The 22,044-nt window shown below is 69.1% G+C and carries 22 protein-coding genes; 11 read left to right on the forward strand and 11 right to left on the reverse strand.

Translation table 11 applies throughout. The features are described from left to right. Positions 1-12: 12 nt before the first annotated feature. Positions 13-1,011: a DMT family transporter gene (locus ACFC14_RS03355; protein ID WP_376101211.1), complete on the reverse strand. Its 999-nt coding sequence runs from the start codon at positions 1,009-1,011 to the stop codon at positions 13-15. 48 nt (positions 1,012-1,059) lie between these two features. Between ACFC14_RS03355 and ACFC14_RS03360 the strand changes: the two genes are divergently transcribed. From ACFC14_RS03360 to ACFC14_RS03385, 6 genes are all read left to right on the forward strand, one after another. Next, complete coding sequence (locus tag ACFC14_RS03360; RefSeq protein WP_376101212.1) at positions 1,060-1,596, forward strand: CGNR zinc finger domain-containing protein; 537 nt, start codon at positions 1,060-1,062, stop codon at positions 1,594-1,596. A 331-nt stretch (positions 1,597-1,927) separates the two neighbouring features. Beyond that, positions 1,928-2,503, forward strand: a complete 576-nt coding sequence (locus ACFC14_RS03365; protein ID WP_376101213.1) for a glucose-6-phosphate isomerase family protein — start codon at positions 1,928-1,930, stop codon at positions 2,501-2,503. Between the two features lie 9 nt (positions 2,504-2,512). Next, positions 2,513-4,006 (forward strand): xylulokinase, encoded by a 1,494-nt coding sequence (gene xylB, locus ACFC14_RS03370; protein ID WP_376101214.1) that lies wholly within the window; start codon positions 2,513-2,515, stop codon positions 4,004-4,006. Next, complete coding sequence (locus ACFC14_RS03375; RefSeq protein WP_376101215.1) at positions 4,003-4,974, forward strand: phosphoglycerate dehydrogenase; 972 nt, start codon at positions 4,003-4,005, stop codon at positions 4,972-4,974. The genes xylB and ACFC14_RS03375 overlap by 4 nt, the downstream gene beginning before the upstream one ends. Continuing rightward, positions 4,971-5,927 carry a shikimate dehydrogenase family protein gene (locus ACFC14_RS03380; RefSeq protein ID WP_376101216.1) on the forward strand — a complete coding sequence of 319 codons (957 nt, stop codon included), beginning with the start codon at positions 4,971-4,973 and terminating at the stop codon, positions 5,925-5,927. The genes ACFC14_RS03375 and ACFC14_RS03380 overlap by 4 nt, the downstream gene beginning before the upstream one ends. Continuing rightward, on the forward strand, positions 5,927-6,898 hold the full coding sequence (locus ACFC14_RS03385; RefSeq protein ID WP_376101217.1) for a phosphotriesterase: 972 nt from the start codon (positions 5,927-5,929) through the stop codon (positions 6,896-6,898). Before ACFC14_RS03380 ends, ACFC14_RS03385 begins: the two co-directional genes overlap by 1 nt. Positions 6,899-6,952: 54 nt before the next feature. On the opposite strand, the gene ACFC14_RS03390 is transcribed toward ACFC14_RS03385, so the two are convergent. The 5 genes from ACFC14_RS03390 to ACFC14_RS03410 form a co-directional block, all read right to left on the reverse strand. Then, a complete protein-coding gene (locus ACFC14_RS03390) occupies positions 6,953-7,534 on the reverse strand; it encodes a VOC family protein (protein ID WP_376101218.1) in 582 nt (193 codons plus the stop codon). 250 nt (positions 7,535-7,784) lie between these two features. Then, positions 7,785-8,786, reverse strand: coding sequence for an ABC transporter substrate-binding protein (locus ACFC14_RS03395; RefSeq protein ID WP_136043261.1), 1,002 nt, complete (start codon positions 8,784-8,786; stop codon positions 7,785-7,787). Between the two features lie 157 nt (positions 8,787-8,943). Then, positions 8,944-9,978, reverse strand: coding sequence for an ABC transporter permease (locus ACFC14_RS03400; RefSeq protein ID WP_205820392.1), 1,035 nt, complete (start codon positions 9,976-9,978; stop codon positions 8,944-8,946). Continuing rightward, positions 9,978-11,480 carry a sugar ABC transporter ATP-binding protein gene (locus tag ACFC14_RS03405; protein ID WP_376101219.1) on the reverse strand — a complete coding sequence of 501 codons (1,503 nt, stop codon included), beginning with the start codon at positions 11,478-11,480 and terminating at the stop codon, positions 9,978-9,980. The genes ACFC14_RS03400 and ACFC14_RS03405 overlap by 1 nt, the downstream gene beginning before the upstream one ends. A gap of 200 nt (positions 11,481-11,680) precedes the next feature. Continuing rightward, positions 11,681-12,550, reverse strand: coding sequence for a sugar phosphate isomerase/epimerase family protein (locus tag ACFC14_RS03410; RefSeq protein WP_376101220.1), 870 nt, complete (start codon positions 12,548-12,550; stop codon positions 11,681-11,683). 194 nt (positions 12,551-12,744) lie between these two features. Between ACFC14_RS03410 and ACFC14_RS03415 the strand changes: the two genes are divergently transcribed. Continuing rightward, positions 12,745-13,746 (forward strand): LacI family DNA-binding transcriptional regulator, encoded by a 1,002-nt coding sequence (locus ACFC14_RS03415; protein WP_376101221.1) that lies wholly within the window; start codon positions 12,745-12,747, stop codon positions 13,744-13,746. Positions 13,747-13,769: 23 nt separating this feature from the next. Here ACFC14_RS03415 and ACFC14_RS03420 read toward each other — a convergent pair whose 3' ends face one another. The 3 genes from ACFC14_RS03420 to ACFC14_RS03430 are packed head-to-tail and all read right to left on the reverse strand — an operon-like array spanning position 13,770 to position 16,514. After that, entirely contained in the window at positions 13,770-14,189 is a 420-nt protein-coding gene (locus tag ACFC14_RS03420; RefSeq protein ID WP_376101222.1) for an RbsD/FucU family protein, read from the reverse strand. 44 nt (positions 14,190-14,233) lie between these two features. After that, positions 14,234-15,232, reverse strand: a complete 999-nt coding sequence (locus ACFC14_RS03425; protein ID WP_376101223.1) for an aldo/keto reductase — start codon at positions 15,230-15,232, stop codon at positions 14,234-14,236. Continuing rightward, on the reverse strand, positions 15,219-16,514 hold the full coding sequence (locus ACFC14_RS03430; protein WP_376101224.1) for an L-fuconate dehydratase: 1,296 nt from the start codon (positions 16,512-16,514) through the stop codon (positions 15,219-15,221). Before ACFC14_RS03430 ends, ACFC14_RS03425 begins: the two co-directional genes overlap by 14 nt. Before the next feature lie 124 nt (positions 16,515-16,638). On the opposite strand from ACFC14_RS03430, the gene ACFC14_RS03435 reads away from it, so the two are divergent. From ACFC14_RS03435 to ACFC14_RS03445, 3 genes are all read left to right on the forward strand, one after another. Continuing rightward, the gene (locus ACFC14_RS03435) at positions 16,639-17,499 is read left to right on the forward strand and encodes a fumarylacetoacetate hydrolase family protein (RefSeq protein WP_376101225.1); all 861 of its coding nucleotides are present in this window, start codon (positions 16,639-16,641) and stop codon (positions 17,497-17,499) included. Next, positions 17,481-18,251 (forward strand): SDR family NAD(P)-dependent oxidoreductase, encoded by a 771-nt coding sequence (locus ACFC14_RS03440; protein WP_376101226.1) that lies wholly within the window; start codon positions 17,481-17,483, stop codon positions 18,249-18,251. The genes ACFC14_RS03435 and ACFC14_RS03440 overlap by 19 nt, the downstream gene beginning before the upstream one ends. A gap of 232 nt (positions 18,252-18,483) precedes the next feature. Next, on the forward strand, positions 18,484-19,482 hold the full coding sequence (locus ACFC14_RS03445; protein ID WP_376101227.1) for a DUF559 domain-containing protein: 999 nt from the start codon (positions 18,484-18,486) through the stop codon (positions 19,480-19,482). A gap of 114 nt (positions 19,483-19,596) precedes the next feature. Here the strand turns inward: ACFC14_RS03445 and ACFC14_RS03450 are convergent, their stop codons facing one another. Then, positions 19,597-20,571, reverse strand: coding sequence for an amidohydrolase family protein (locus ACFC14_RS03450; protein ID WP_376101228.1), 975 nt, complete (start codon positions 20,569-20,571; stop codon positions 19,597-19,599). 46 nt (positions 20,572-20,617) lie between these two features. On the opposite strand from ACFC14_RS03450, the gene ACFC14_RS03455 reads away from it, so the two are divergent. Continuing rightward, on the forward strand, positions 20,618-21,295 hold the full coding sequence (locus ACFC14_RS03455) for a FadR/GntR family transcriptional regulator (protein ID WP_136043272.1): 678 nt from the start codon (positions 20,618-20,620) through the stop codon (positions 21,293-21,295). Positions 21,296-21,367: 72 nt separating this feature from the next. On the opposite strand, the gene ACFC14_RS03460 is transcribed toward ACFC14_RS03455, so the two are convergent. Beyond that, the gene (locus tag ACFC14_RS03460; RefSeq protein WP_376101229.1) at positions 21,368-22,030 is read right to left on the reverse strand and encodes a transaldolase family protein; all 663 of its coding nucleotides are present in this window, start codon (positions 22,028-22,030) and stop codon (positions 21,368-21,370) included. Positions 22,031-22,044: the final 14 nt, after the last annotated feature.

Below are 22,044 nucleotides of genomic sequence, written 5' to 3' on the forward strand. Positions count from 1 at the left end.
GACTAGGTGGGTTCAGATCTCTTCCGGAGTGCGCTTCTCGTATACATTCTCGCCCGCGGGGACCGGCACGATGAACTCCGGAGCGACGGGCTCACCGAGCTTGACCACCACGACGCCCACGAGCACGAGCACGCCGCCGAGCGCCTGCAGCAGGTCGGGAAGCTGCCCGAGCAGCAGCCAGCCGAACAGGAGCGCGGCCACGACCTCGGCGAGCGCGACGAACGAGGCGAGCCGCGAACCCAGCATCCGGGTCGAGGCGATGCCGAGCAGATAGGCGAGGGCCGTCGCCACGACGCCCATCGCCAGCACCGGGACGAACCACGGCACGCTGCCGAAACGGTAGGCGATGTCGTCGGTCGTCCACGCGATCGGCAGGACGCCGATCGCCCCGGCGGCGGTGAGTCCGAGAGCACCGAGCAGCAGCCCGCTTCCCGCGAGGGCGATCGGAGGCAGCCCCGTGTCGGCTTTGGCCGAGAGCACGAAGTAGGTCGCCGCGCCGACCATGGCCCCCAGCGCCCACAGGATGCCGGCCACGTTCACGTCGGCCCCCGTGAGGATGTCGAGCATGAGCACGAGCCCGACGAAGGCGATCGCCGCGCCGATGATGCTCTTGCGACTCGGGCGCTCGCCTCTCCGGATCCAGAGCCACAGCAGCACCGCGACCGGCGCCGTGTACTCGATGAGCAGCGCCAGCCCGACATCCATCACAGCGACGGCTTGGAAATAGAAGAGCTGGGTGGCGGCGACCGCGAGCAGCCCGTAGGCGAGGATCATGCCGGCGTTGCGCCGCAGCAGGCCCCACCGCCCGCGCAGCGAAAGGATCGTCGGGATCAGCAGCACGAGGGCGGCGACCCAGATGCGGGCGGTCACCGCGGCGCCCGGCGTCCATCCGGCGTCGATGAGGCCGCGCGCCCACCCGCCCGACATGCCGAATGCGAACGCCGCAGCGATCGCGAGCGGGAGCCCGAGGCGCACGTCGCGTGCGGACGCGACCGCCTTGTCACTGCTCATATCGCCCATGATCGATGACGGTACTCTCGCGCGCTGTAAGATGTCAACATGATCTTCACCGATGACACGGAGGAGGGCCTCCGTGCGGCCGTCTGGCTCGTCAACTCGGCCGAAGACCCGGACACACTGGTCGACATCGAGGACGAGAACGCCTTCCTCCGGGAGTTCCCCTACACCGGGCGTCTGGACCGCGACGTCGAGGAGGTCGCTTCGCTGCGCCGCCTGCGCCCCCGTCTGCGCGCGATGCTGCTGGCACCCCGCGACGAGATGGCCTCCCACGTCAACGACGCCCTCGCCGAATCCCGACTCGCCCCGGCGCTGCGTCGCCATGACGGCGTGGACTGGCATCTGCACGCGGTCGCCGACGACCACCCCCTCGACGAGCGCATCCTGATCGAAACCGCGATGGCCCTGATCGATGTCATCCGCGCCGACGAAGGTTCGCGCCTCACCGTGTGCGACGACGAGTCCTGCGAGGCCATCGCGCTCGACCTGTCCCGCAACCGCTCGAAGCGGTACTGCTCGACGACCTGCGCGAATCGCAACGCGGTCGCCGCGTATCGCGCGCGCCGCGCGGAAGCCTGACCCGGCGCGGCTCCAGCCGACCTCCGCGGCACGGTCCCCCGCTCCGGTCACTCCCACGCTCCGGTCGCTCCCACGCTCCGGTCGCTCCCACGCTCCGGTCGCAGTTCGTGCCGGATTCGTCGCGATCAGGCGGCACCAACTGCGACCGGAGCGGCAACAGGTGGCACCAACTGCGACCGGAGGGCCGACGCCGACCCCGCGCCGCGCGCAGATGCGCGCCGTAGATCGCGCGCGAGCGCAAGCCCCTCTGGACGCAACCTGTCATAACAGGTACAGTGAGCCTGTCATTACAGGTTGCGCAGCGCCGCAGCATCCGTTACGAGGAGCACCGATGCCCGAGTTCCACACCCCGCCGATCTCTCCGATGGCGATCGCGTTCGACGCCGAGAAGCTCACGCTCTCGCCCGAAGGACCGACACTCACCCGGCGGATGTCCGACCTCGAGGGGCTCTTCCTCGACGCCGATGCGTGGGCCGCGGCATCCGCCGGCGAGAACCCCGTCGTCTACACGGTCGTCAGCTCCCCCGTGCCGGAGATCGACCGGGAGCTGCCGCAGTCGATCACCACGATCATGCCCGGCGACACCTCCGGCGAGCTCTGGATGACCAAGGGCCACCAGCACCCGAACCACCAGGGCGAGATCTACCTGGCGCTCAAGGGCCGCGGCGGACTGCTCATGTTCGACGGCGAGCGCACCGAGTGGCTCGACATGCTGCCGGGCACGATCGGCTACATCCCCCCGGGCTGGGCGCACCGCTCGGTCAACACCGGCGACGAGCCCTATGCCTTCCTCGCGGTGTACCCGGGAGGAGCAGGGCATGACTACGGCTGGGTGCTGGAGCACGGCATGGGCTCGCGCGCCTATCGCGCAGCCTCCGGCGTCGACCTGCGTCCCTACGCGGAATAGGCTCCGGCCATGATCATCGCGCACGACCTGGGCACCACCGGGAACAAGGCGTCGCTGCACCACGACGACGGCCGTCTGATCGCCTCGGTCACCGTCCCCTACCCTGCGCACTTCGCCGCGGGCGGCGTCGCCGAGCAGAATCCCGTCGACTGGTGGGACGCCGTCGTCGAGGCCACACGCGATCTGATCGCCCGCACCGGCGCAGCCCCGACCGACGTCGCCGGACTCGTGGTGAGCGGTCAGATGATGGGCGCCGTCCTGCTCGACGCGGACGGCGAGCCTGCCCGCCCGGCGATCATCTGGGCCGACACCCGGTCCGGTGCGCAGCAGCGCGAGCTCGAGGCCACGATCGGCGCCGAGCGCGCCTACGGCATCCTGGGGCACCGGCTCAACCCCACGTACTCCGTCGAGAAGATCATGTGGGTGCGCGATAACGAGCCGGACACCTGGGCTCGCGTGCGACGCGTGTGCGTCGCGAAGGACTTCATCGTGCTGCGCCTCACCGGGCGCCTCGCGACCGATCGCTCCGACGCATCCGGCATGAACGCCTACGACCAGGCGAACGGTACGTGGTCCGAGGAGGTGCTGCGGGCCGCGCGCCTCGACCCCGCACTGTTCCCCGAGATCGTGGAATCCACACAGATCACCGGCACGCTGACGGATGCCGCTGCCGAGGCACTCGGCCTGCCCACGAGCGTCCGGGTGGTGATGGGAGGCGGCGACGGTCCGATGGCCGCCGTCGGCTCCGGCGTCGTCGCACCGGAGGATGGCGCCTACGTGTGCCTGGGCACCTCGTCGTGGATCTCGTTCGCCGCCGACACCCCGCTGCACGACCCCGCGATGCGCACCTTCACGTTCGACAACGTCGTGCCCGGATCGTTCGTGCCCACGGCCACCATGCAGGCGGGCGGAGCCTCGGTGCAGTGGATCGCCGAGGCCCTCTCCCCCGACCCCGCACACCCCGAGACCCCGCGTCTGACGGCCGAGGCATCCGCCGCCGTCGACACCGACGACCTCTACTTCCTCCCCTACCTCCTCGGCGAGCGCTCTCCGATGTGGGATCCGGATGCCCGGGGCGCGTTCGTCGGCCTCGCCCGCCACCACGGCAGGTCGCACCTCGTGCGGGCCGTGCTCGAGGGCACCGCGTTCAACCTGCTCAGCTGCATCCAGGCGTTCCGCGAAGCCGGTGCCCCGATCGACCGCATCGACGCGGTCGGCGGCGGAGCCCAGAGCGATGTGTACCTCTCGGTGCTCGCGGACGTGTGGGGCGTGCCCGTGCGCCGCCGGACGATCGTCGAAGAGGCGAACAGTCTCGGCGCCGCCGTCACCGCCGCGGTCGGGCTCGGTCTCACCGACTTCTCGGCCGCGCGTGCTCTGAGCGAGGTCACGGCCGAGTTCACCCCGGATGCCGCCCGTCACGCCGTCTATGCCGACCGGCACACCCGCTTCGTCGACGCGTACACGGCGCTCGCTCCGTGGTTCGCCGGACGGCGGCGCTCATGAGCGTCATCCTCGTCACCAGCCGCTCGTTCTCGGACGGCGACCTCGACCTCGTCGAACGCGCGGCGCAGGCCGGGCACCGCCTCCTCCGGGGACCCGCGCACCACGACCTCGACGAGCTGCGGTCGCTGCTGCACGGTGCCGATGCCTGGATCGCGGGCACCGGAGCCGTCACGGATGCGCACTTCGCCGCGGCTCCGAAGCTCAAGGTGCTCGCCCGCTACGGCGTCGGCACCGAGTCGGTCGACCTCGCGGCTGCGAGAGAGCGCGGCATCCCGGTGACCAACACCCCCGGCGCCAACGCCGACGCGGTCGCCGATCACGCCGTCGGCCTCATGCTCGCCGCGCTCCGCTTCGTGCCGGACGGCGACCGCCGTGTGCGCGTCGGCGATTGGAGCGTGCGTCGCGGGCGGGAGCTCGGCGCCGCGACCGTCGGGATCGTCGGCTTCGGTCGCATCGGACAGGGGGTCGCCGCACGGTTGAGCGGCTTCGGGTCGCGCGTGCTGGCGGCCGATCCGTTCCTTCCCGACGAGGTAGTGCGGGCTCGCGGTGCGGAACCCGTCCCGATCGATGACCTGTTCCGCGCCGCCGACGTCATCACGCTGCACGCGCCGGGTGGGCAACGGCTCGTCGACGCCGACCGTCTCACCGGCATGCGACCGGGAACCGTACTGGTCAACACCGCCCGCGGCGACCTGATCGACGAGGCGTGCGTGGCCCAGGCGCTGCGCGACGGCACTCTCGCCGGTTACGCCGCCGACACCCTCGACGGCGATACGGCTGCCCACGACAGTCCGTTGCTCGCCCCGGAACTCGCCGACCGCGTGATCGTGACACCGCACCTCGGCGCTCAGACCACCCAGGCGGTCGACAACATGGGCTCCCTCTCGCTCGCCGATGTGATCGCGATCCTCGCAGGGCTCGAGCCCACCCACCCCGTCCCCGTCCCCGTCCCCGAGGAGACCCGATGACCACCGTTGACGCCGTCAGCATCGCGCCCGCCACGGCATCCGCCGACTACATGGGCTTCGTCGGGGTGACCACCGCGTCGTCGTCGATCATGAAGGTCTTCCCGCTCTGGGCCGACATCCTGGGCCTTCCGACCCGCACCCTGGTCGGCCACGACCTGCCGATGGATGCCGACCCCGCGCAGTACCGCGCGATGGTGGAGCAGATCCGCGACGACCCGCATCACCGTGGGGCCCTCGTGACCACGCACAAGATGAACGTGTACGCCGCGGCCGCCGACCTCTTCGACGAACTCGACCCGTTCGCGGTGTCGTGCTCCGAGATCTCCAGCATCTCGAAGCGCGGTCCGATCCTGTCGGGGCGGGCCAAAGACCCGATCACGGTCGACCTTGCGCTGAACGACTTCCTTCCCGCCGAGCACTTCACCCGCACCGGAGCCGAGGTCGTGATCCTCGGGGCCGGCGGCTCGGGCACCGCGCTGAGCTGGGCCCTGGCCGAACGCGACGACGCCCCCGCGAAGATCACGGTCACTGCCCGCACGCAGGACAAGCTCGACCACCTGCGCGAGGTGCACCGCCAGCACGGCACCCGCGAGGGGCTGATCGAGTACGTCGTGACCGCATCCCCCGCAGACGCCGATGCGCTCGTGTCCGCAGCCCCCGCAGGATCTGTGATCGCCAACGCGACCGGGCTCGGCAAGGATCGCCCCGGCTCGCCCCTGACCGACGACGTGGTGTTCCCTGAGCGGGCCTACGTGTGGGAGTTCAACTACCGCGGCTCGCTCGAGTTCCTGCACCAGGCTGAGGCGCAGGCATCCGCACGCGGGCTGCACGTTGTCGACGGCTGGCGCTACTTCATCCACGGCTGGTCGCAGGTGGTGGCCGACGTGTTCGAGCTCGATCTGACCCCCGAGGTGGTCGAGCGACTCGCCGAGGCCGCGGAGTCGGTGCGCTGATGCCCGCCGTCGTCCGCACCGTGCTCGGCGACATCGACCCTGCGCTCCTCGGGCGGGTGGACTACCACGAGCACCTGTTCCAGGTGTCGCCGCTGCTGCCGGGCGATGAGCTCGACGACGAGAAGGCCTCGGGAGAAGAAGCGGCTCTGCTGCAGGCGAGCGGGTTCGAGGCGATGGTGGATGCCACGCCGTTCGGCCTCGCGCGCGCCCCGGGAGCGCTCGCCCGGATCAGCGCCTCGACCGGGCTCCGCATCGTCGCGACGACCGGACGACACCGTGAGGCCCACTACGGCGCGGACCATCCGATGCAGGCGTGGACCGCCGATCGGTTGGCCGCGCTGTTCATCGCCGACATCACGCGCGGAATGCCCGCCGACGACGCGGAGATCTTCGAAGCACCCGAGGTGCCCCTGGCCGCAGCGCCCGATGGCGGCCCCGTGCGCGCAGGGATGCTCAAGGGCGGCGCCGACTACTGGCGCATCAGCCCGTTCGAGCGCACCACCCTGCTCGCCGTCGCCGAGGCGCACCGCGTGACGGGCGCTCCGGTCATGGTGCATCTGGAGTTCGGCACGGCGGCCCACGAGGTGCTCGACCTGCTCGCGTCCGAGGGCGTGGCAGCCGACCGCGTCGTGCTCGCGCATGCCGATCGCGACCCCGACCCCGGCCTGCACGCGTCCCTGGCCGAACGCGGGGCTCACCTCGGCTACGACGGCTTCGCTCGTCCGCGCACCCGCTCCGACGCGGAGCTGCTCGCCCTGACGGTCGCGGTGTTCGAGCGCGGCGCCGGTCATCGGATCGTGCTCGGCGGCGACGTCGCCCGGCGCACGCGGTACATCGCTTACGGCGGCATGCCCGGACTCGCCTACCTCGGCGACCGCTACCTCCCCCGTCTGCGCGACGCCGTGGGCGAGGCCGCCGTGCACCGGATGCTCGTGACCACACCGGCCCAGCTTCTGGCCCTCGCGCCCTGATCAGGTTCGTCGCAGCTCACCTTCCTCCTCTGCCGCCTCCGACGACCACGCCATTCAGCGATCGAGCCGGGGATCCCGCAAAGATGCCATCGCCTCGACGAGGCTTTCGTGGATGTACTCGAGCTCGGGCGAGGTGAAGCTCGACCAGTCCTCTTCGGCGGCACCGTGATCGTCCGCCTCTTCACCGTCCCCAGAGCCACTCCACGAGGCGGCGTCCGCTCCGTCGGCATCCCACACCTGCTCCTGCGGAACATGTGTGTAGACCCACCAGAGGTTTCCCGAAGGATCGGCGAAGCGCGAGAACGTGTCTCCGAAGAAGTCCGTCGGCCTCGTCACGATACGGGCGCCGAGTCCGACGGCTCGTGCGAGCGTTCCCTCGACGTCGTCGACGTACACCTGGATGAATCCCGGGGTGAAGGGCCAGTCGGGCTTTCGGTCGGCGACGGTGATGACGGAATCGCCGATGCGCAGCTCGGAGTGCAAGATCAGGCCGTCGGTGTCGACGGTGCGGGCCTCGGGGACGTCGGTCGCCTCGAAGACCTCGATCACGAAGTCGATGATGCGGGCGGCGTCATCGGTCATGAGGAAGGGGTTGACGGTGTTCGATCCGGCAGGGAGGGCGGGTGTGCTGCTCATGGTGGGTGTCCTTTCGTCGAGATCACTCTGACAGCCGCCCCGGACAGATCCTGACCTCGATTCCCGGACTCGATCGTCGAACTCCGACCACCGGCCCGTGCACCCGTCGGGAGAAAGCACACATATCGGGCGAATCGCCGGGGCCCCTTCCTGCATCCGGGAATCCTTCCGACATCCGTCCCCACACATCCACCCGGACGCGAAGAAGCCCCCCACCCGACGGTGAGGGGCTTCTTCGTTCAGCGGGGTGTCACTCGTAGAGCACCGCGGCGATCTTCTCGTCCTCGATGTTGCTCTTGTCGTACCAGTACGAACCGGTGTCGTAGAACTCCTCGACGTCGTCGCCGTTGGCCGCGTCGTATGCGGCCTGGACGACCTGCTCGCCGATGCCGATCGGGTCCTGCGTGATCGCGCCGGCCATGGTGCCGTCCTTGATGGCGTTGATCTGCGCGGCACCGGAGTCGAAGCCGACGATGGTGATCTTGCCCTTCTCCAGGCCCAACTCGTTGACGGCGTTCACGACGCCGATCGCGGAGCCCTCGTTGGTGCCGTAGATGCCCTTGAGGTCGGGGTGGGCGGCGATGATCGTCTTGGCGATGTCGGCCGACTTCAGGTGGTCGCCGTCGCCGTACTGGATGTCGACGATCTCGATGTCGGGGTAGTCCGCCTCGATCTTCTCGACGAAGCCGTCACGACGCTCGACTCCGGTCGAGTTGATCTGCGAGTGGCCCACGATGGCGACCTCGCCCTCGCCGCCGATCAGGTCGGCCATGTGCTCGGCGGCCAGCGCTCCGGCGACCTTGCTGTCTGTGGCTGCGAGGCTCAGGCCCACGTCGCCGTTGCAGGGTGCGTCGAAGTACACGACGGGGATGTCCTTCGACTTCGCCTGCTCGAGCGGAGCGACGCACGCCTCGGGGTCGAGTGCGGCGTAGGCGATGGCATCCGGGTTCTTGTCGATCGCGGCGGTCAGCATCTCGAGCTGCTGTGCGATCTCGGTCTCGGCGGCGGGGCCGTCGAAGGTGATCGTCACCCCGAGCTCCTCGGCCTTCTGCTCGGCGCCCTTCTTGACGGCCTGCCAGAACTGATGCTGGAAGCCCTTCGAGACGAGGGCGATGTACATCTCGCCGTCGCCGCTGCCGGTGTCGCCGCCGGAGCCCTCCTCGATCACGTCCCCGCCGCCGGCACAGCCGGCGAACACCAGCGCGGATGCGGCCACGAGGGCCGCGAATGCGGTCTTCTTCCCGAATTTCATGAGAACTCCATTGTTTGAATACGAGTCGGATGGTTCTGTGTGGTGCCGGCCAGGCCGACGTGATGGGACATTCCTGGTGCCTGTGCGGATCGCTCCGCGGTTCCGGACGGGTCCGGGTGGGACGGCAGCGGGCACGGGTTTCGCCGCCGCCCTGGTCTCAGGTGCGCTGCCGGTTGCGCAGCGAATCGAGGAAGACGGCGAGCAGGACGACGACGCCGACGACGATGTTCTGCCACTCGGGTTGGATCGACATGATCCGCAGGCCGTTGACGAGGACGCTCATGATCAGCGCGCCGATCACGGTGCCGAGGATCGAACCGCGTCCACCGAGCAGCGATGTGCCGCCGATGATCACGGCCGCGATGGCCTGCAGCTCGTACCCGGTGCCGATCTGCGGCTGGGCGGAGTCGAGGCGGGCCGCGATGACGATGCCCGCGATGCCGGTGAAGGCGCCGGCGAACATGTAGATGAGGATCGTCCAGCGGCGGGTGTTCACGCCGGAGAGGCGGGTGGCCTCCTCGTTCGATCCGATCGCGAAGGTGTAGCGGCCGAGGAGGGTCTTCGACAGCACGAGCCAGGCGACGATCGCGAGGGCGGCGGTGATGAGCACGGCGTTCGGGATGCCGGGGATGATCACGCCGAGGGCGATCTTCTTGAAGTCGGGAGCCGAGGTCGAGAAGTAGATCGGCGCGACGTTCGAGATCACGAGGGCGAGGCCGCCGGCGATCATCATCATGGCCAGCGTCGCGATGAACGGAGGCAGCCGCAGGAACGTGATGTTGACGCCGTTGATCAGCCCCATCAACACGCCGGTCGCGATACCGCCGATCACCCCGAGCCAGACCGGGAGGCCGAGGTTGGTGACGATGACCCCGGTCATCACGGCGCACAGCGCCATGCCCGTCCCGATCGACAGGTCGATTCCGCCGGTGATGATGACGAACGTGGTGCCGAGGGCGAGGATGCCGATGACGGCGGTCGACAGCAGCACGGTGGCGATGTTGCTGAAGGTGAAGAAGTTCGGGCTGGCGATCGAGAAGAAGATGACCAGCACGATGAGTGTGCCGAACGCGAGCGACTGCTGGAACTGCCGCTTCAGGAATGCTCCGACATCCCTCTTGTCCGTGTTCTCGTTCACGGCGGTCTGGATGATCGTCGTCGTCGACGATCCGGGCTGCTGCGGGGTGCTCATCAGTCTTCCTCCCCATGGGCTGCGAGTTGCATGATCTTCTCCTGGCTGGCTTCCTCGTTGCGGAGCGTCCCGGTGATGCGACCGTTCGCGAACACGGCGATGCGGTTCGCGACCCGGAGGATCTCGGGGAGCTCGGACGAGATGACGATGATGGACTTGCCCGCGTCGGCGAGCTGCTGCATGAGGCGGTAGATCTCCTCCTTCGCGCCGACGTCGATCCCTCGGGTCGGCTCGTCGAAGATGAGGATGTCGCAGTCGCGCATCAGCCACCGGGCGATGACGACCTTCTGCTGGTTGCCTCCGGAGAGGAGCTTGACGACCTGGTTCACCGACGGCGTCTTGATGCGCAGCTGCTGCACGTAGTCCTTGGTGCGGTTCTTGGCCTTGCTGTCGCCCATCCATCCGATGCCGTTGGCATAGGAGCCGAGCGAGGCGAGCACGGTGTTGAACGTCACGTCCTGCTCGAGCATGAGACCGAGCAGTTTGCGGTCCTCCGAGAGGTAGCCGACGCCGTGATGCACCGCATCCGCCGGCTGGGCGATCCGCACCGTGCGACCGTCGATGGAGATCGTGCCGCTGTCGCGGTGGTCGGCCCCGATCACGGCCCTGGCGGTCTCCGTGCGCCCCGCGCCCATCAGCCCGGCGAAGCCGAGGATCTCGCCCTTGTGGAGCTGGAACGAGACGTCCTTGAGGAGGGTCTTGGTCGACAGCCCCTGCACCTCGAGGACCACCGGATCGTTCGCGTGCTCGCGGGCCTGGGGGCGCGTTCCCTCGTCGATCACCCGTCCGACCATCATCTCGATGATCGTCGGGATGGTGATCTCGGCCCTGTCGAGTGATCCGATGTATGTGCCGTCGCGCAGGACGGTCACGCGGTCGGCCAGACGGCGCAGCTCGTCCATGCGGTGCGAGATGTAGACGATCCCGGTGCCCCGCGCCTTGAGCTGCTCGATCAGCACGAAGAGCGTCTCGACCTCGGTGTCGGTGAGGGCCGAGGTGGGCTCGTCCATGATCAGGACCTTGGCGTTGAAGGACAGAGCCTTGGCGATCTCGACCATCTGCTGCTCGGCCACCGTGAGCTCGCCGACCAGCTGCCGGGGATTCAGGTGGATGTCGAGGCGCTGCAGCAGCTCGGCCGTCTGCGCGTTCAGCTTGCGCTCCGACAGGAACGGCCCCGTGGTGGGCTCTCGGCCCACGTAGATGTTCTGCGCCACGGTCAGATCGGGCATCAGGTTGAGCTCCTGATGGATGATCGTGATGCCGAGCTCCTGCGCCTGGAGGGGGCTCGTGAGCTCGACTTCCTGGCCCTCGAACGTGATCGTGCCCTCGTCCTTGGTGTAGATCCCCGAGAGGATCTTCATCAGGGTCGACTTTCCCGCGCCGTTCTCGCCCACGAGCACCAGCACCTCGCCGGCGTGCACCTCGAGGTGCACGTCCTTCAGCGCCTGCACGCCGGGGAATCCTTTGCTGATCCCCTCGACCCGGAGGATGGGTCCACTCATGCGCTCACCTGCTTCCTTGAAGGTCATGCTTCGACGTCGACGGATCATTCCGTCGCAAACATCGGATCAATTCTGCTTCCTACGCTACGGGCAGCGCAAGTTGTATCTGAATGTATCTAAAGACGGCCGGATGCGGAAGACCTGTAATGACATCTTGATCTTCCGTCTGTCGCTTCGCTGTTCCGGCCCGGGAGTCCCGCTCAGTGGAGCCGGATCGAATCGACGGCCACGAGCTTGTCGCGGATATACGCGTTGGCATGGGCGCCGAGCTCGACGTTGTCGGTCCAGAGGTTCCGCCAGATGCCGAGCATGCGGCTGAGGTCGGGGGCGACGACCGCCGACGAGAACGATTCGAAGACGATCGGGCCGTCGTACCCGATACGACCGAGCGCCTTGAAGAAAGTGTCGAAGTCGACGGTCCCGGTACCGAGATAGCCCCGGTGGCTCTCGCCGATGTGCACGTAGCGCAGGGCGGGGGCGGCGTCGAGCACCGGCGCGAACATATCCGACTCCTCGATGTTCATGTGGTACGTGTCGAGATGGATTCCGAGGTTCGGGCGATCGACCTCGGCGACGTAAGCCAGGGCCTGACGCGCCGTGTTCAGCACGTTCGTCTCATAGCGATTCACGACCTCGAGCGAGACCGAGACGCCGCGCCCGGCGGCGTGGTCGGCGACCCGCGCGATCGCGGCGCGGCTGCTCGCGAGCCCCTCGGCGGTCACCGGCTCCATGTACTTCTTCATGGCGCTGTAGATCACGCCGCAGAAGTGCTGGCCGCCGAGATCCGCGAGCACGTCGACGGCCTTGATGAGCAGTGCTTCGCCGGCCGCGACGATCGCGGGGTCGACGCTTGTGACATCGGTCGCCTCGGAGAGCCCGAGTGATGCGCTGACGGCGAGGTCATGCTCCTCCAGCGCATCCTTCGCGACGGAGACGTCGAACGAGAACGGGTCCATCAGCGGGAACTCGATGAGATCGAAGCCCGCCTCCTTCGTCTTCCGCACCGCCAGTCGGATGCCCTCGGCATCGAAGTTCCCTGTCCAGACGAGCCCGTGGCAGCCGATGTTCATGAGGCCTCTCCCAGCGGGTGTGCGGCACCGTCGCCGTCCAGAGTTGGCACGTGCCAACTCCGGTGTGCGAGTCACGCTACGTCGGGCGGGAGAACCCTGTCAAGAACTTTCTTGGCACGTTGCAACTCCTCCGATATCCTGAGGCCGCCGGCCGGGCGGGAAGCCCGACCGACGCGGCCAGACGAAGGAGACCCATGCCCGCGAGCGTCAAGGACGTCGCCGCCCTCGCCGGGGTCTCCTCCTCCACCGTCTCGAACTACCTCAATCACCCGCACGTGCTCGGAGCGGCAAGCCGGGAGCGGGTGCGGGCGGCGATCGAGCAGCTCGGCTTCGTGCCGAACGAGTCCGCTCGGCAGCTGCGTGCGGGTGCGAGCAAGGCTCTCGCGCTCATCCTGCTCGACGCCTGGCTGCCGTACTTCCACGACCTCTCCCGCGGGGTCGAGGACGTGGCGCGCGAGGGCGGCTGGTCGCTGTTCTTCAGCAACAGCAACCGCGACGACGCGCAGGAGCGGCGCAACCTCGACATGTTCGAGGCGCACCGAGTGCAGGGCATCGTCATCTACCCGCTCGGCGACGTGGTGCCGCGTCTGGAAGCGCTCGCCGATCGCGGCATCCGCTCCGTCGTGGTCGGCCCGATCCCCGATTCGTCGAAGGTCGCGTCGGTGCTGTTCGACGATCGCGCGGGCGGGCGACTCGCAGGAGAGCATCTCGTGGAGCTCGGCCGGAGGCGCATCCTGTTCCTCGGCAGTCCCGCGGTGAGTCAGTCGAACGACCGCCTCGCCGGGCTTCGCGAGGCGGCGGCAGGGACCGACGCGATCGTGTCGACCCTCGACGTGCCGCACCTGGCGACCGAAGACGGCCTGCAGGCCGGGGCGCAGATCATCGCGATGCCCGCCGCCGAGCGGCCCGACGCCGTGTTCGCCGCGAACGACATGGTCGCGCTCGGCGTGCTGACCCAACTCCTGCGCCACGGCATCCCGGTGCCGGAAGACATCGCGCTCGTGGGGTTCGACGATGTCGCCCAGGCGCACCAGGGCGTCGTGCCTCTCACGAGCGTGCGGCAGCCCGGCTACGAGATCGGCCGCGCCGCCGGGGCCGCCCTCCTGCAGCAGCTCGCCGATCCCTCGGCTCCCCCACCCGCGACGACGCCGTTCCCCGCCGAGCTCATCGTGCGGGAGTCGACGATAGGTCGCTGAGGCGGGCCGTCCTCCCTCACGCCTCACGCGGAGGGGTGCCCGACGACCCCCTTGCGCAGCAGCGCGTTGCCGTACTTGCGGGTCTCGCCCGTGCGCACCAGCAGGTACGCGGCCTTCGCGACCTCGTAGTACGCGAACCGCTCGACGAAGGCCGTCGTGTCGACGGCTGTGCCCGCCGCCGCCATGAGCTCGTGCTGCACATCGAGCACCTCGCCGTCCGCTGAGGTCATGAGATCGATGCCCGGCGCGTCGTCGAGGGGCAGCACGGTGCGGATGGCCGCGACGACCTCGGGCGTCGTCGTGCCGGGGAGGTCGATCACCCGTGCGCCCAGGCCCCATGCGGGGAAGTGCGCATCAGCGACGACCACGGCGTCGGAGTGCCCCATGCGGTCGAGGTACAACAGCAGCTCTCCGGTCAGCAGGGGATGGATTCCTTCGAGCACGAGTGCTCCTTTCGTCGAGCCGACGGGGGGCTGCGGCGGGTGATTCAGGCGGCGGGCGGGTCAGCGGGGATGAGCCCCTCCGCTGCCAGGTTCTCCCACAGCGCCGTCGGGATCTCGAGCGCGGCGTACTCCGCATTCTGCCGCAGCTGCGCGGGGCGACTGCCACCCACCACGACCGAGCGCACGACGTCGGACTGCAGCGGGAACTGGATCGCCGCCGCGGGCAGCGGCACGTCGTGCTCGGCGCATACGGCGGCAATGCGCACGAGCCGGTCCCACAGCTCGTCGGGAAGCTGCCCGTACTCGTAGCGCCCGTCACGACGCGGCTCGCTCGATGCGAGCAGCCCGGAGTTGAAGACGGATGCCGCCACTACCCCGGTCCCGGTCTCCCGGCAGGCGGGCAGCACGTCGACCGCGGCCGGCTGCTCGAGCAGCGTGTACCGGCCGGCCACCATGATGAGGTCGAGGTCGGCCGAACGCACGGCGGCCGAGAGCGCGTCCGACACCATCGAACCGATGCCGATCGCGGTCACCTCACCGTCGGCGCGCAGCCGTTCCATCGCGGGCAGCGCCTCGGCGAGCGCGAGGTCGAGGTCATGCCGCTCGGGGTCGTGCAGGTAGAGCAGGTCGATGCGCTCGATGCCCAGGCGTTCGCGGGACTCCTCGATGCTGGTGCGGATGCCCGCGGCCGAGAAGTCCCACACGCGCTGCAGGTCGTCCGGCACGTGGAAGTCGTTCGCGGTGTCGAGGCCGCCGGTGCGGTCGGGGTTCGGTCGCAGCAGACGCCCGGCCTTGGTCGAGAGCACGTAGTCCTCTCGCGGCTTGGTCTGCAGGAAGGCCCCGAGCCGACGCTCCGAGAGCCCGAGTCCGTAGTGCGGCGCCGTGTCGTAGAAACGGATGCCGCTCTCCCACGCCGCATCCAGCACGGCCCACGCCTCGTCGTCGGTCAGCGGGCGGAACAGGTTGCCAACGTTCGCGGCTCCGTAGCCCAGCGGGGGAACCGACAGACGCTCGGGCACTCCGCTCCGATCAGGCGCCGACATGGGCACCCTTCCAGGTAAAGGTCGCGATGCTTTCGGCCTTCATCTCCATACCGTTGCCCGGCGCGGTCGGCGCCATGTACGAACCGCCCTGGATGTCGGTGGGCACGACGAAGTGCTCGTGTAGGTGGTCGACGAATTCGATCATGCGGCCCTCGCGGGTGCCGGTCACCGCGACGAAGTCGAACATCGACAGGTGCTGCACCGCCTCGCACAGACCCACCCCACCTGCGTGCGGGCAGACCGGCACGCCGAACTTCGCGGCGAGGAGCAGGTTCGCAATGTTCTCGTTGACGCCGGCCACGCGCACGGCGTCGATCTGCATGACGGAGATCGCCTCGGCCTGCAGCAGCTGCTTGAAGATCACTCGGTTCTGCGCGTGCTCGCCGGTGGCGACGCGGATCGGCGCCACACCGCGGGCGATCTCGGCGTGACCGAGCACGTCGTCGGGGCTGGTGGGCTCCTCGATCCACGCGGGGTGGAACTCGGCGAGCGCGTTCACCCACTCGATCGCCTCCGAGACCTCCCACCGCTGGTTGGCATCGATCGCGATCGGGAAGTCCGGCCCGCACACCTCCCGCGCCTTGCGGAAGCGACGGATGTCGTCGTCGAGGTCGGCGCCGACCTTGAGCTTGATCTGGGTGAAGCCGTCGGCCATGGCCTCGCGGGCGAGGCGCTCGAGCTTCTCGTCGGAGTAACCGAGCCAACCCGGGCTGGTCGTGTAGCCCGGATATCCGGTGTCGAGCAGCTGCCGCTCGCGCTCGGCGCGACCGGGCTCGGCGGCTCGCAGGATCGCGAGAGCATCCTCCCGTGTGAGGGCATTCGTCAGGTAGCGGAAGTCGACCAGGTCGACGAGCTCCTCCGGCGTCATGCGCGCGAGCAGCTGCCAGAGCGGGAGCCCGGCGCGCTTGGCCTTGATGTCCCACAGCGCGTTGATGACCGCGCCGATGGCCATGTGCATGACCCCCTTCTCGGGTCCCAGCCAGCGCAGCTGCGAGTCGCCGATGATGTCGCGGAACGTGCCGCCCATGTCGTCGAGCAAAGGCTCGATCTCCCGCCCCACGAGGTGCCCCGCGAGCGCATCGATGGCTGCGACCTGCACGTCGTTGCCGCGACCGATCGTGAAGACGAACGCGTGCCCCTCGTTGTCGTCGCCGGCGTCGGTGCGCACGATGACGTACGCGGCCGAGTAGTCGGGGTCGGGGTTCATCGCATCTGACCCGTCCAGGCTCAGGGACGTGGGGAAGCGGATGTCGGTGGTGTCGAGGGCGACGATACGGCTCACGGGATTCCTCTCCATGCACGGCCTGTTGCTTCCGTGCGGATCCCTTGGAGTGTAAACATCGGATGTCTATACTGTCAACGAGACCGGCCGCCTCATCGCGGCCTCCCGACCGATCAGGAGAAACATGAAGTTCGCGCGGCTCGGCACCCCCGGGAATGAGATCCCCGTCCTCGTGGAGGGCGACCGATACCTCGACCTCCGCTCCGTGACATCCGATGTGAACGGCGACTTCCTCGCGGGCGACTTCGCCTCCCGCGTGACGGCCGCCCGGGATGCCGGCGAGCTGCCCGAACTCGCTGATGCCGCGTCGATGCGCATCGGCGCCCCGATCGCCCGCCCGAGCGCGGTGATCTGCATCGGCATGAATTACGCGGCCCACGCGGCCGAGTCGGGTTCGGAGCCGCCCACCATCCCGATCCTCTTCCTCAAGACGCCCAACACGGTGGTCGGCCCGAACGATTCGGTCACGATCCCCCGCGGCAGCGAGAAGACCGACTGGGAGGTCGAACTCGGCATCGTGATCGGCGCCCGCGCCGCCTACCTCGACTCCCCCGAGGAGTCGCTCGCCCACGTGGCCGGGTTCGTCGCCGCGAACGATGTCTCCGAGCGGGCGTTCCAGATCGAGGTGTCGGGCGGTCAATGGTCCAAGGGCAAGATCGCGCCCGGGTTCAACCCCACCGGCCCCTGGCTGGTCACCCCCGACGAGGTCGACCACCACGCGCTCGGCCTTCGCAGTTTCGTGAACGGCGAGCCGCGCCAGGACTCGAACACGAGCGACATGATCTTCACGGTCGAGCACATCGTGCACCACCTGTCGCAGTACGTGACCCTCGAGCCGGGCGACCTGATCCTGACCGGCACTCCGCAGGGCGTCGCCCTCTCGGGCAAGTACCCCTACCTCGCCGCCGGCGACGTGGTCGAGATCGAGATCGACGGCCTCGGCCGTCAACGGCAGGAGTTCGTGGCATGGGAGGCCCGGAAGTGAGCGCGGATGGACTGAACGGGCTGGTGGCGATCGTCACCGGCGGAGCATCCGGAATCGGCGCGGCCATCGCCCAGCGTCTGCACGTCGGCGGCGCGATCATCGCCGTCCTCGACCGTGACATCGCCGCGGCCGACCCTGCCTTCGCTGCCTTCACCGCCGACGTCTCCGACCGCGCGAGCGTCGAGGCTGCGGTGGGCGCCGTCGCCGAGAGGTTCGGGCGCATCGACATCGTCGTCAACAACGCCGGCATCGGCGCGCAGGGCGACATCACCGCGAACGACGACGACGAATGGGCCCGCGTGCTCTCGGTCAACGTCACCGGCATCGCCCGCGTGACCGCTGCGGCGCTGCCCTGGCTGCGGAAGTCTCCGTCGGCGGCGGTGTGCAACACGGCATCCATCGCCTCGACCACCGGACTGCCGCAGCGGGCGCTCTACAGCGCATCGAAGGGAGCCGTCGCAGCCCTGACCCGCGCGATGGCCGCCGACCACCTCCGCGAGGGCATCCGCGTGAACGCGGTCAACCCCGGCACGGCCGATACCCCGTGGGTGGGACGCCTGCTCGACTCGGCAGCCGACCCCGCCGCCGAGCGTGCGGCCCTCGAAGCCCGCCAGCCGCACGGTCGCCTGGTCAGCCCCGACGAGGTCGCCGCCGCGGTCGCCTATCTCGTGGGCCCCGGTTCCGGCTCGACCACCGGCACCTTCATCGAGGTCGACGGCGGCATGGCTCAGCTGCGCCTGCGCGCGGAGTAGCCCCCTTCCGCCTTCCGCCTTCCGCGTTCCGCCTTCCCCCTTCCGCCTTCCGCCTTCCCCCTTCCGCCTTCCGGTCGCAGTTGACGCCGGTCAGCCCAGCTCACGCACGTTCCGGTCGCAGTTGACGCCGCGTCCACCGCGCGAGGACGGCAACAACTGCGACCGGAGCGCAGCACCGCCGCCCCTGTGGAAAGCCGCAGCAGCGTCCGAGCAACCCTGCAATCGTGGCGCGATGACTTCGTCTCGCCCACTTCCTGCGCATCTCGGCGCGTCGTTCTCCGTGCAACAGGCGCTGGATGCCGGGATCAACAAGGGCCGCCTGCGCCGACGCGACCTCGAGATCCCGTTCCGTGGAGTTCGGCGCCAGGTGCGCACCCCCGCCGATCGCGCCGATCTCGACCCGTTCGAGCGACAACAGGTCGAGAGACGCACCCGCGCCCACGAGTACGGCCCTCGGCTGCGCTCGGGTCAGTTCCTCAGTCACGAGAGCGCCGTCGCGATCTGGGGCGGTCCGATGCCTCTGGTGCTCACTGATGGACGGCCCGCCGACGGGCGCACACTCCCGGTGCACGTCACCACCCTCGGTTCGGGTTCACTCGTCCGCGCGGACGGAGTACGGGCTCATCGACTTCGTGCGCCTGTCGCCCGCATCCTCCGCCCATCTGGGCTGACGGTCGCCAGCCCGGAGCTGACGTTCGCCGGTCTCGGAACGTGGAGCCTGCTCGACCTCGTCGCCCTCGGTGACTACTTCTGTCGTGTCTGGCGAGTCGGATACGGCCGACCGCATGCGGGCAAGGCCTCCTACTCGACCGTCGATGGACTGCGCACCGCAGTCGAGCTCGGACGCCGTGTCGGCGCCACCCGCCTTCGACGGGCGATCGAACTCATCCGCGAGGACTCGTGGTCTGCGCGCGAGTCCACAGTGCGGTGTCGCATCGTGTGGGCAGGTCTCCCAGAACCGGAGCTCAACGTCGATGTCTATGACGACCACGGTCGGTTCCTCGCCTGCGTGGATCTCGCGTATCCGACCCGGAAGGTGGCGATCGAGTATCAGGGGCTCCGGCACGCCCAGCGCTACGCCGCCGATGTCGAGCGGATAGCCGCACTTCGGGCCGCGGGCTGGACGGTGATCGAGGTCACCAGCACCCTGTTCGCGCGCCCCGAGGAGCTGATCCTACGAATCCGACGTGCGCTCGTCGGGCACCCCGGCACCAGTTCCGGTCGCAGTTGACGCCGCTTCGGTCGCGCCAGCGCGGCAGCAACTGCGACCGGAACGCCGAGGCCGGCACCGCGCGGCAGCAACTGCGACCGGAACCACTGCGACCGGAACGCCGAAAGACGACCCTCAGCCGCGGTGGCCGCGGAGCCAGCCCCGGATGCCGGAGCGCGGAGCCTCGTCCGACGGGATATGCCGCGGTTGAGCGGTGCGATAGAACTGCTCGGCATTGCGCCACAGGAGCGCATCGAGGTCATGCCCTCGCGCATCCGCCCAGGCGACCACGGTGTCGGCCCAGCGCATGCGAGCCGTGGGCTGATAGGTCGGCGAGCCGTCGGCCGGCGCGTGCGGGTCGCCGACCTCGGCCGGTCCGATGACCGAGACCGGCCAATCGCTCCCCCACATCAGCCGCTCGATCCCGAACGCATCGGCCGCCACGTCGAGGAACGGTATGAGCTGCGCCGCGCTCCAGTCGCCGCCGGCCTCGCCGGGCAGCCCCGAGAGCTTGCAGAACGCGTTCGGGTGGCGCGACAGCTCGGTCAGGTCGCGCACCCATTCCGGGGTCGGAGCGAGCGGGGCGGCAGCCGTTCCCACCGCAGGCTTGCCGAGATGGTCGAGCACGATCTGCAGCTCCGGGATCGCACCGGCGAAGCGGGTGATGTCCGGGAGCTGGTCAGCGCGCACGCATGCGTCGAAGGTCAAGCCGCGCGCGGCGACCTCGCGCGCACCGGTCACGAACGCCGCCGACACCGCCAGTCCGTCCGGCTCTCCCTGCAGGTTGTGCCGGACACCCACGACGAGGGGCTCGGCCATGAGCCCCTCCAGGTGTGCGACCGTGTCGGTGCCGCGGTCGAGACGGATCCCGGCGACGATGCCGACGATGCCGAGCGCGGCGGCCCGGCCGGCGACCCACTTCACTTCGTCGAGGAAGTCCTCTGCGACGGTCTCGGCCTGCACGAAGACCGACTTCTCCGGCTGCGCCCCGGGTAGACGGGCGTGCTCGAGCTCCAGGTCGGCGAACCGGTACGCCATCGGCCCCTCGAGCCAGGTGTAGGTCAGAGCCTCCGGATCCCAGAGGTGCAGATGTGAATCGAGAACGCGCATGGCTCCATCCTGCCGGAGACATCCGATCAATCGCTAGGATGACGCCATGGCAGTCACCGACGAGGCGATCGAGAAGATCAAGGCGATGATCGTCGCGGGCGAGCTCGCCCCCGGTGATCGACTTCCCCCCGAGAAGGAGCTGTCCGAGCGACTCGGCCTCTCCCGCAGCTCGATGCGTGAGGCGGTCAAGGCGCTGGAGGTCATCCGGGTCCTCGACGTGCGACGCGGCGACGGCACCTACGTGACGAGCCTCGAACCGCATCTGCTGCTGGAGGCGATCTCGTTCGTCGTCGACATGCACGACGACGACTCCATGCTCGAGATCTTCGCGGTGCGTCGGATGCTGGAGTCGCAGGCGACAGGGCTCGCGGCCACACTCGGCACCGACGAACAGATCGCCGAGTTGCAGGACGAGGTCGATTCTGTCGATGCCGCCGTCACGATCGAGTCTCTGGTCGACCATGACATCCGCTTCCACCGCGAGATCGTCGCGATGTCCGGCAATGCATACCTCGCGAGCCTGATCGAGCACCTCAGCAGTCAGACCGTGCGCGCTCGCGTGTGGCGCGGCCTCACCGAGGGTGGCGCGGTCGAGCGCACCCTGTCGGAGCACCGGGCCATCGCCGACGCGATCGCCCAGCACGACTCGGCTCTCGCGATCTCCCTCGCCACCGCTCATATCGCGGGCGTGGAGCGCTGGCTGCGCCAGGCGGCGGCGAGCTGACCCCGCCCAACGGAGTTCAACAGAGCGGGTTCAACAGACGGGGTTCAGCAGACCGGGTTCAACAGACGGGGTTCACGCGCCCAGGCGCACCATCGCGGCGTCGAACTCCGCCGCTGAGCTGTCGCTCACCTCGTGGAAGAGCACCCGGTCGAGCACGTCGGGCGCGGCGGTGAAATAGGGCACTCCCGCCAGTCGCAGGCCGGTGATGTCATCCGGCGAGCGCAGGGATGCCGCGAGCACGTTCGAGTCGCTCCCTGCGCACACCGCCTGCATCCGGGCGATCGTCGCGTCGCCGTCGAGTCCCGCATCGCGCATCCGTCCGAGATACGGGGCGATGTACTGCGCGCCGATCGAGGCGCACGCCAGCGCCTGCGCGACCGAGTACACGGCCGTGACGAGCACCGTGGCGCCGTCGCGCACCAGAGCGGATGCCGCGGCGAAGCCTGCGGCCGTGGCCGGAACCTTCACGGCCACCCGGTCGCCCAGCGCACGGATGCCCTCGGCGTTGCGGAGGAACGAAGCGGTGTCGCCGCCCCAGGTCTGGAAGAAGATCTCACGCGCTCCCTCCGACTCCCACCGGGCGTAGAGCTCGGGGATCTCGGCGGCGGTGCGGCCTCCCCGTTCGAGGATGGTCGGGTTCGTGGTGACGCCGTGCACCACACCCGCAGCGAGCAGCGGGGAGACGCGGTCGACATCGGCGCTGTCGACATACAGGCGTGGCGCGATCGGGTTCATCGGGGTCTCCTCCC

Origin of the sequence: Microbacterium sp. NPDC055988 (assembly GCF_042269505.1) — a bacterium.
Taxonomy (GTDB): Bacteria; Actinomycetota; Actinomycetes; order Actinomycetales; family Microbacteriaceae; genus Microbacterium.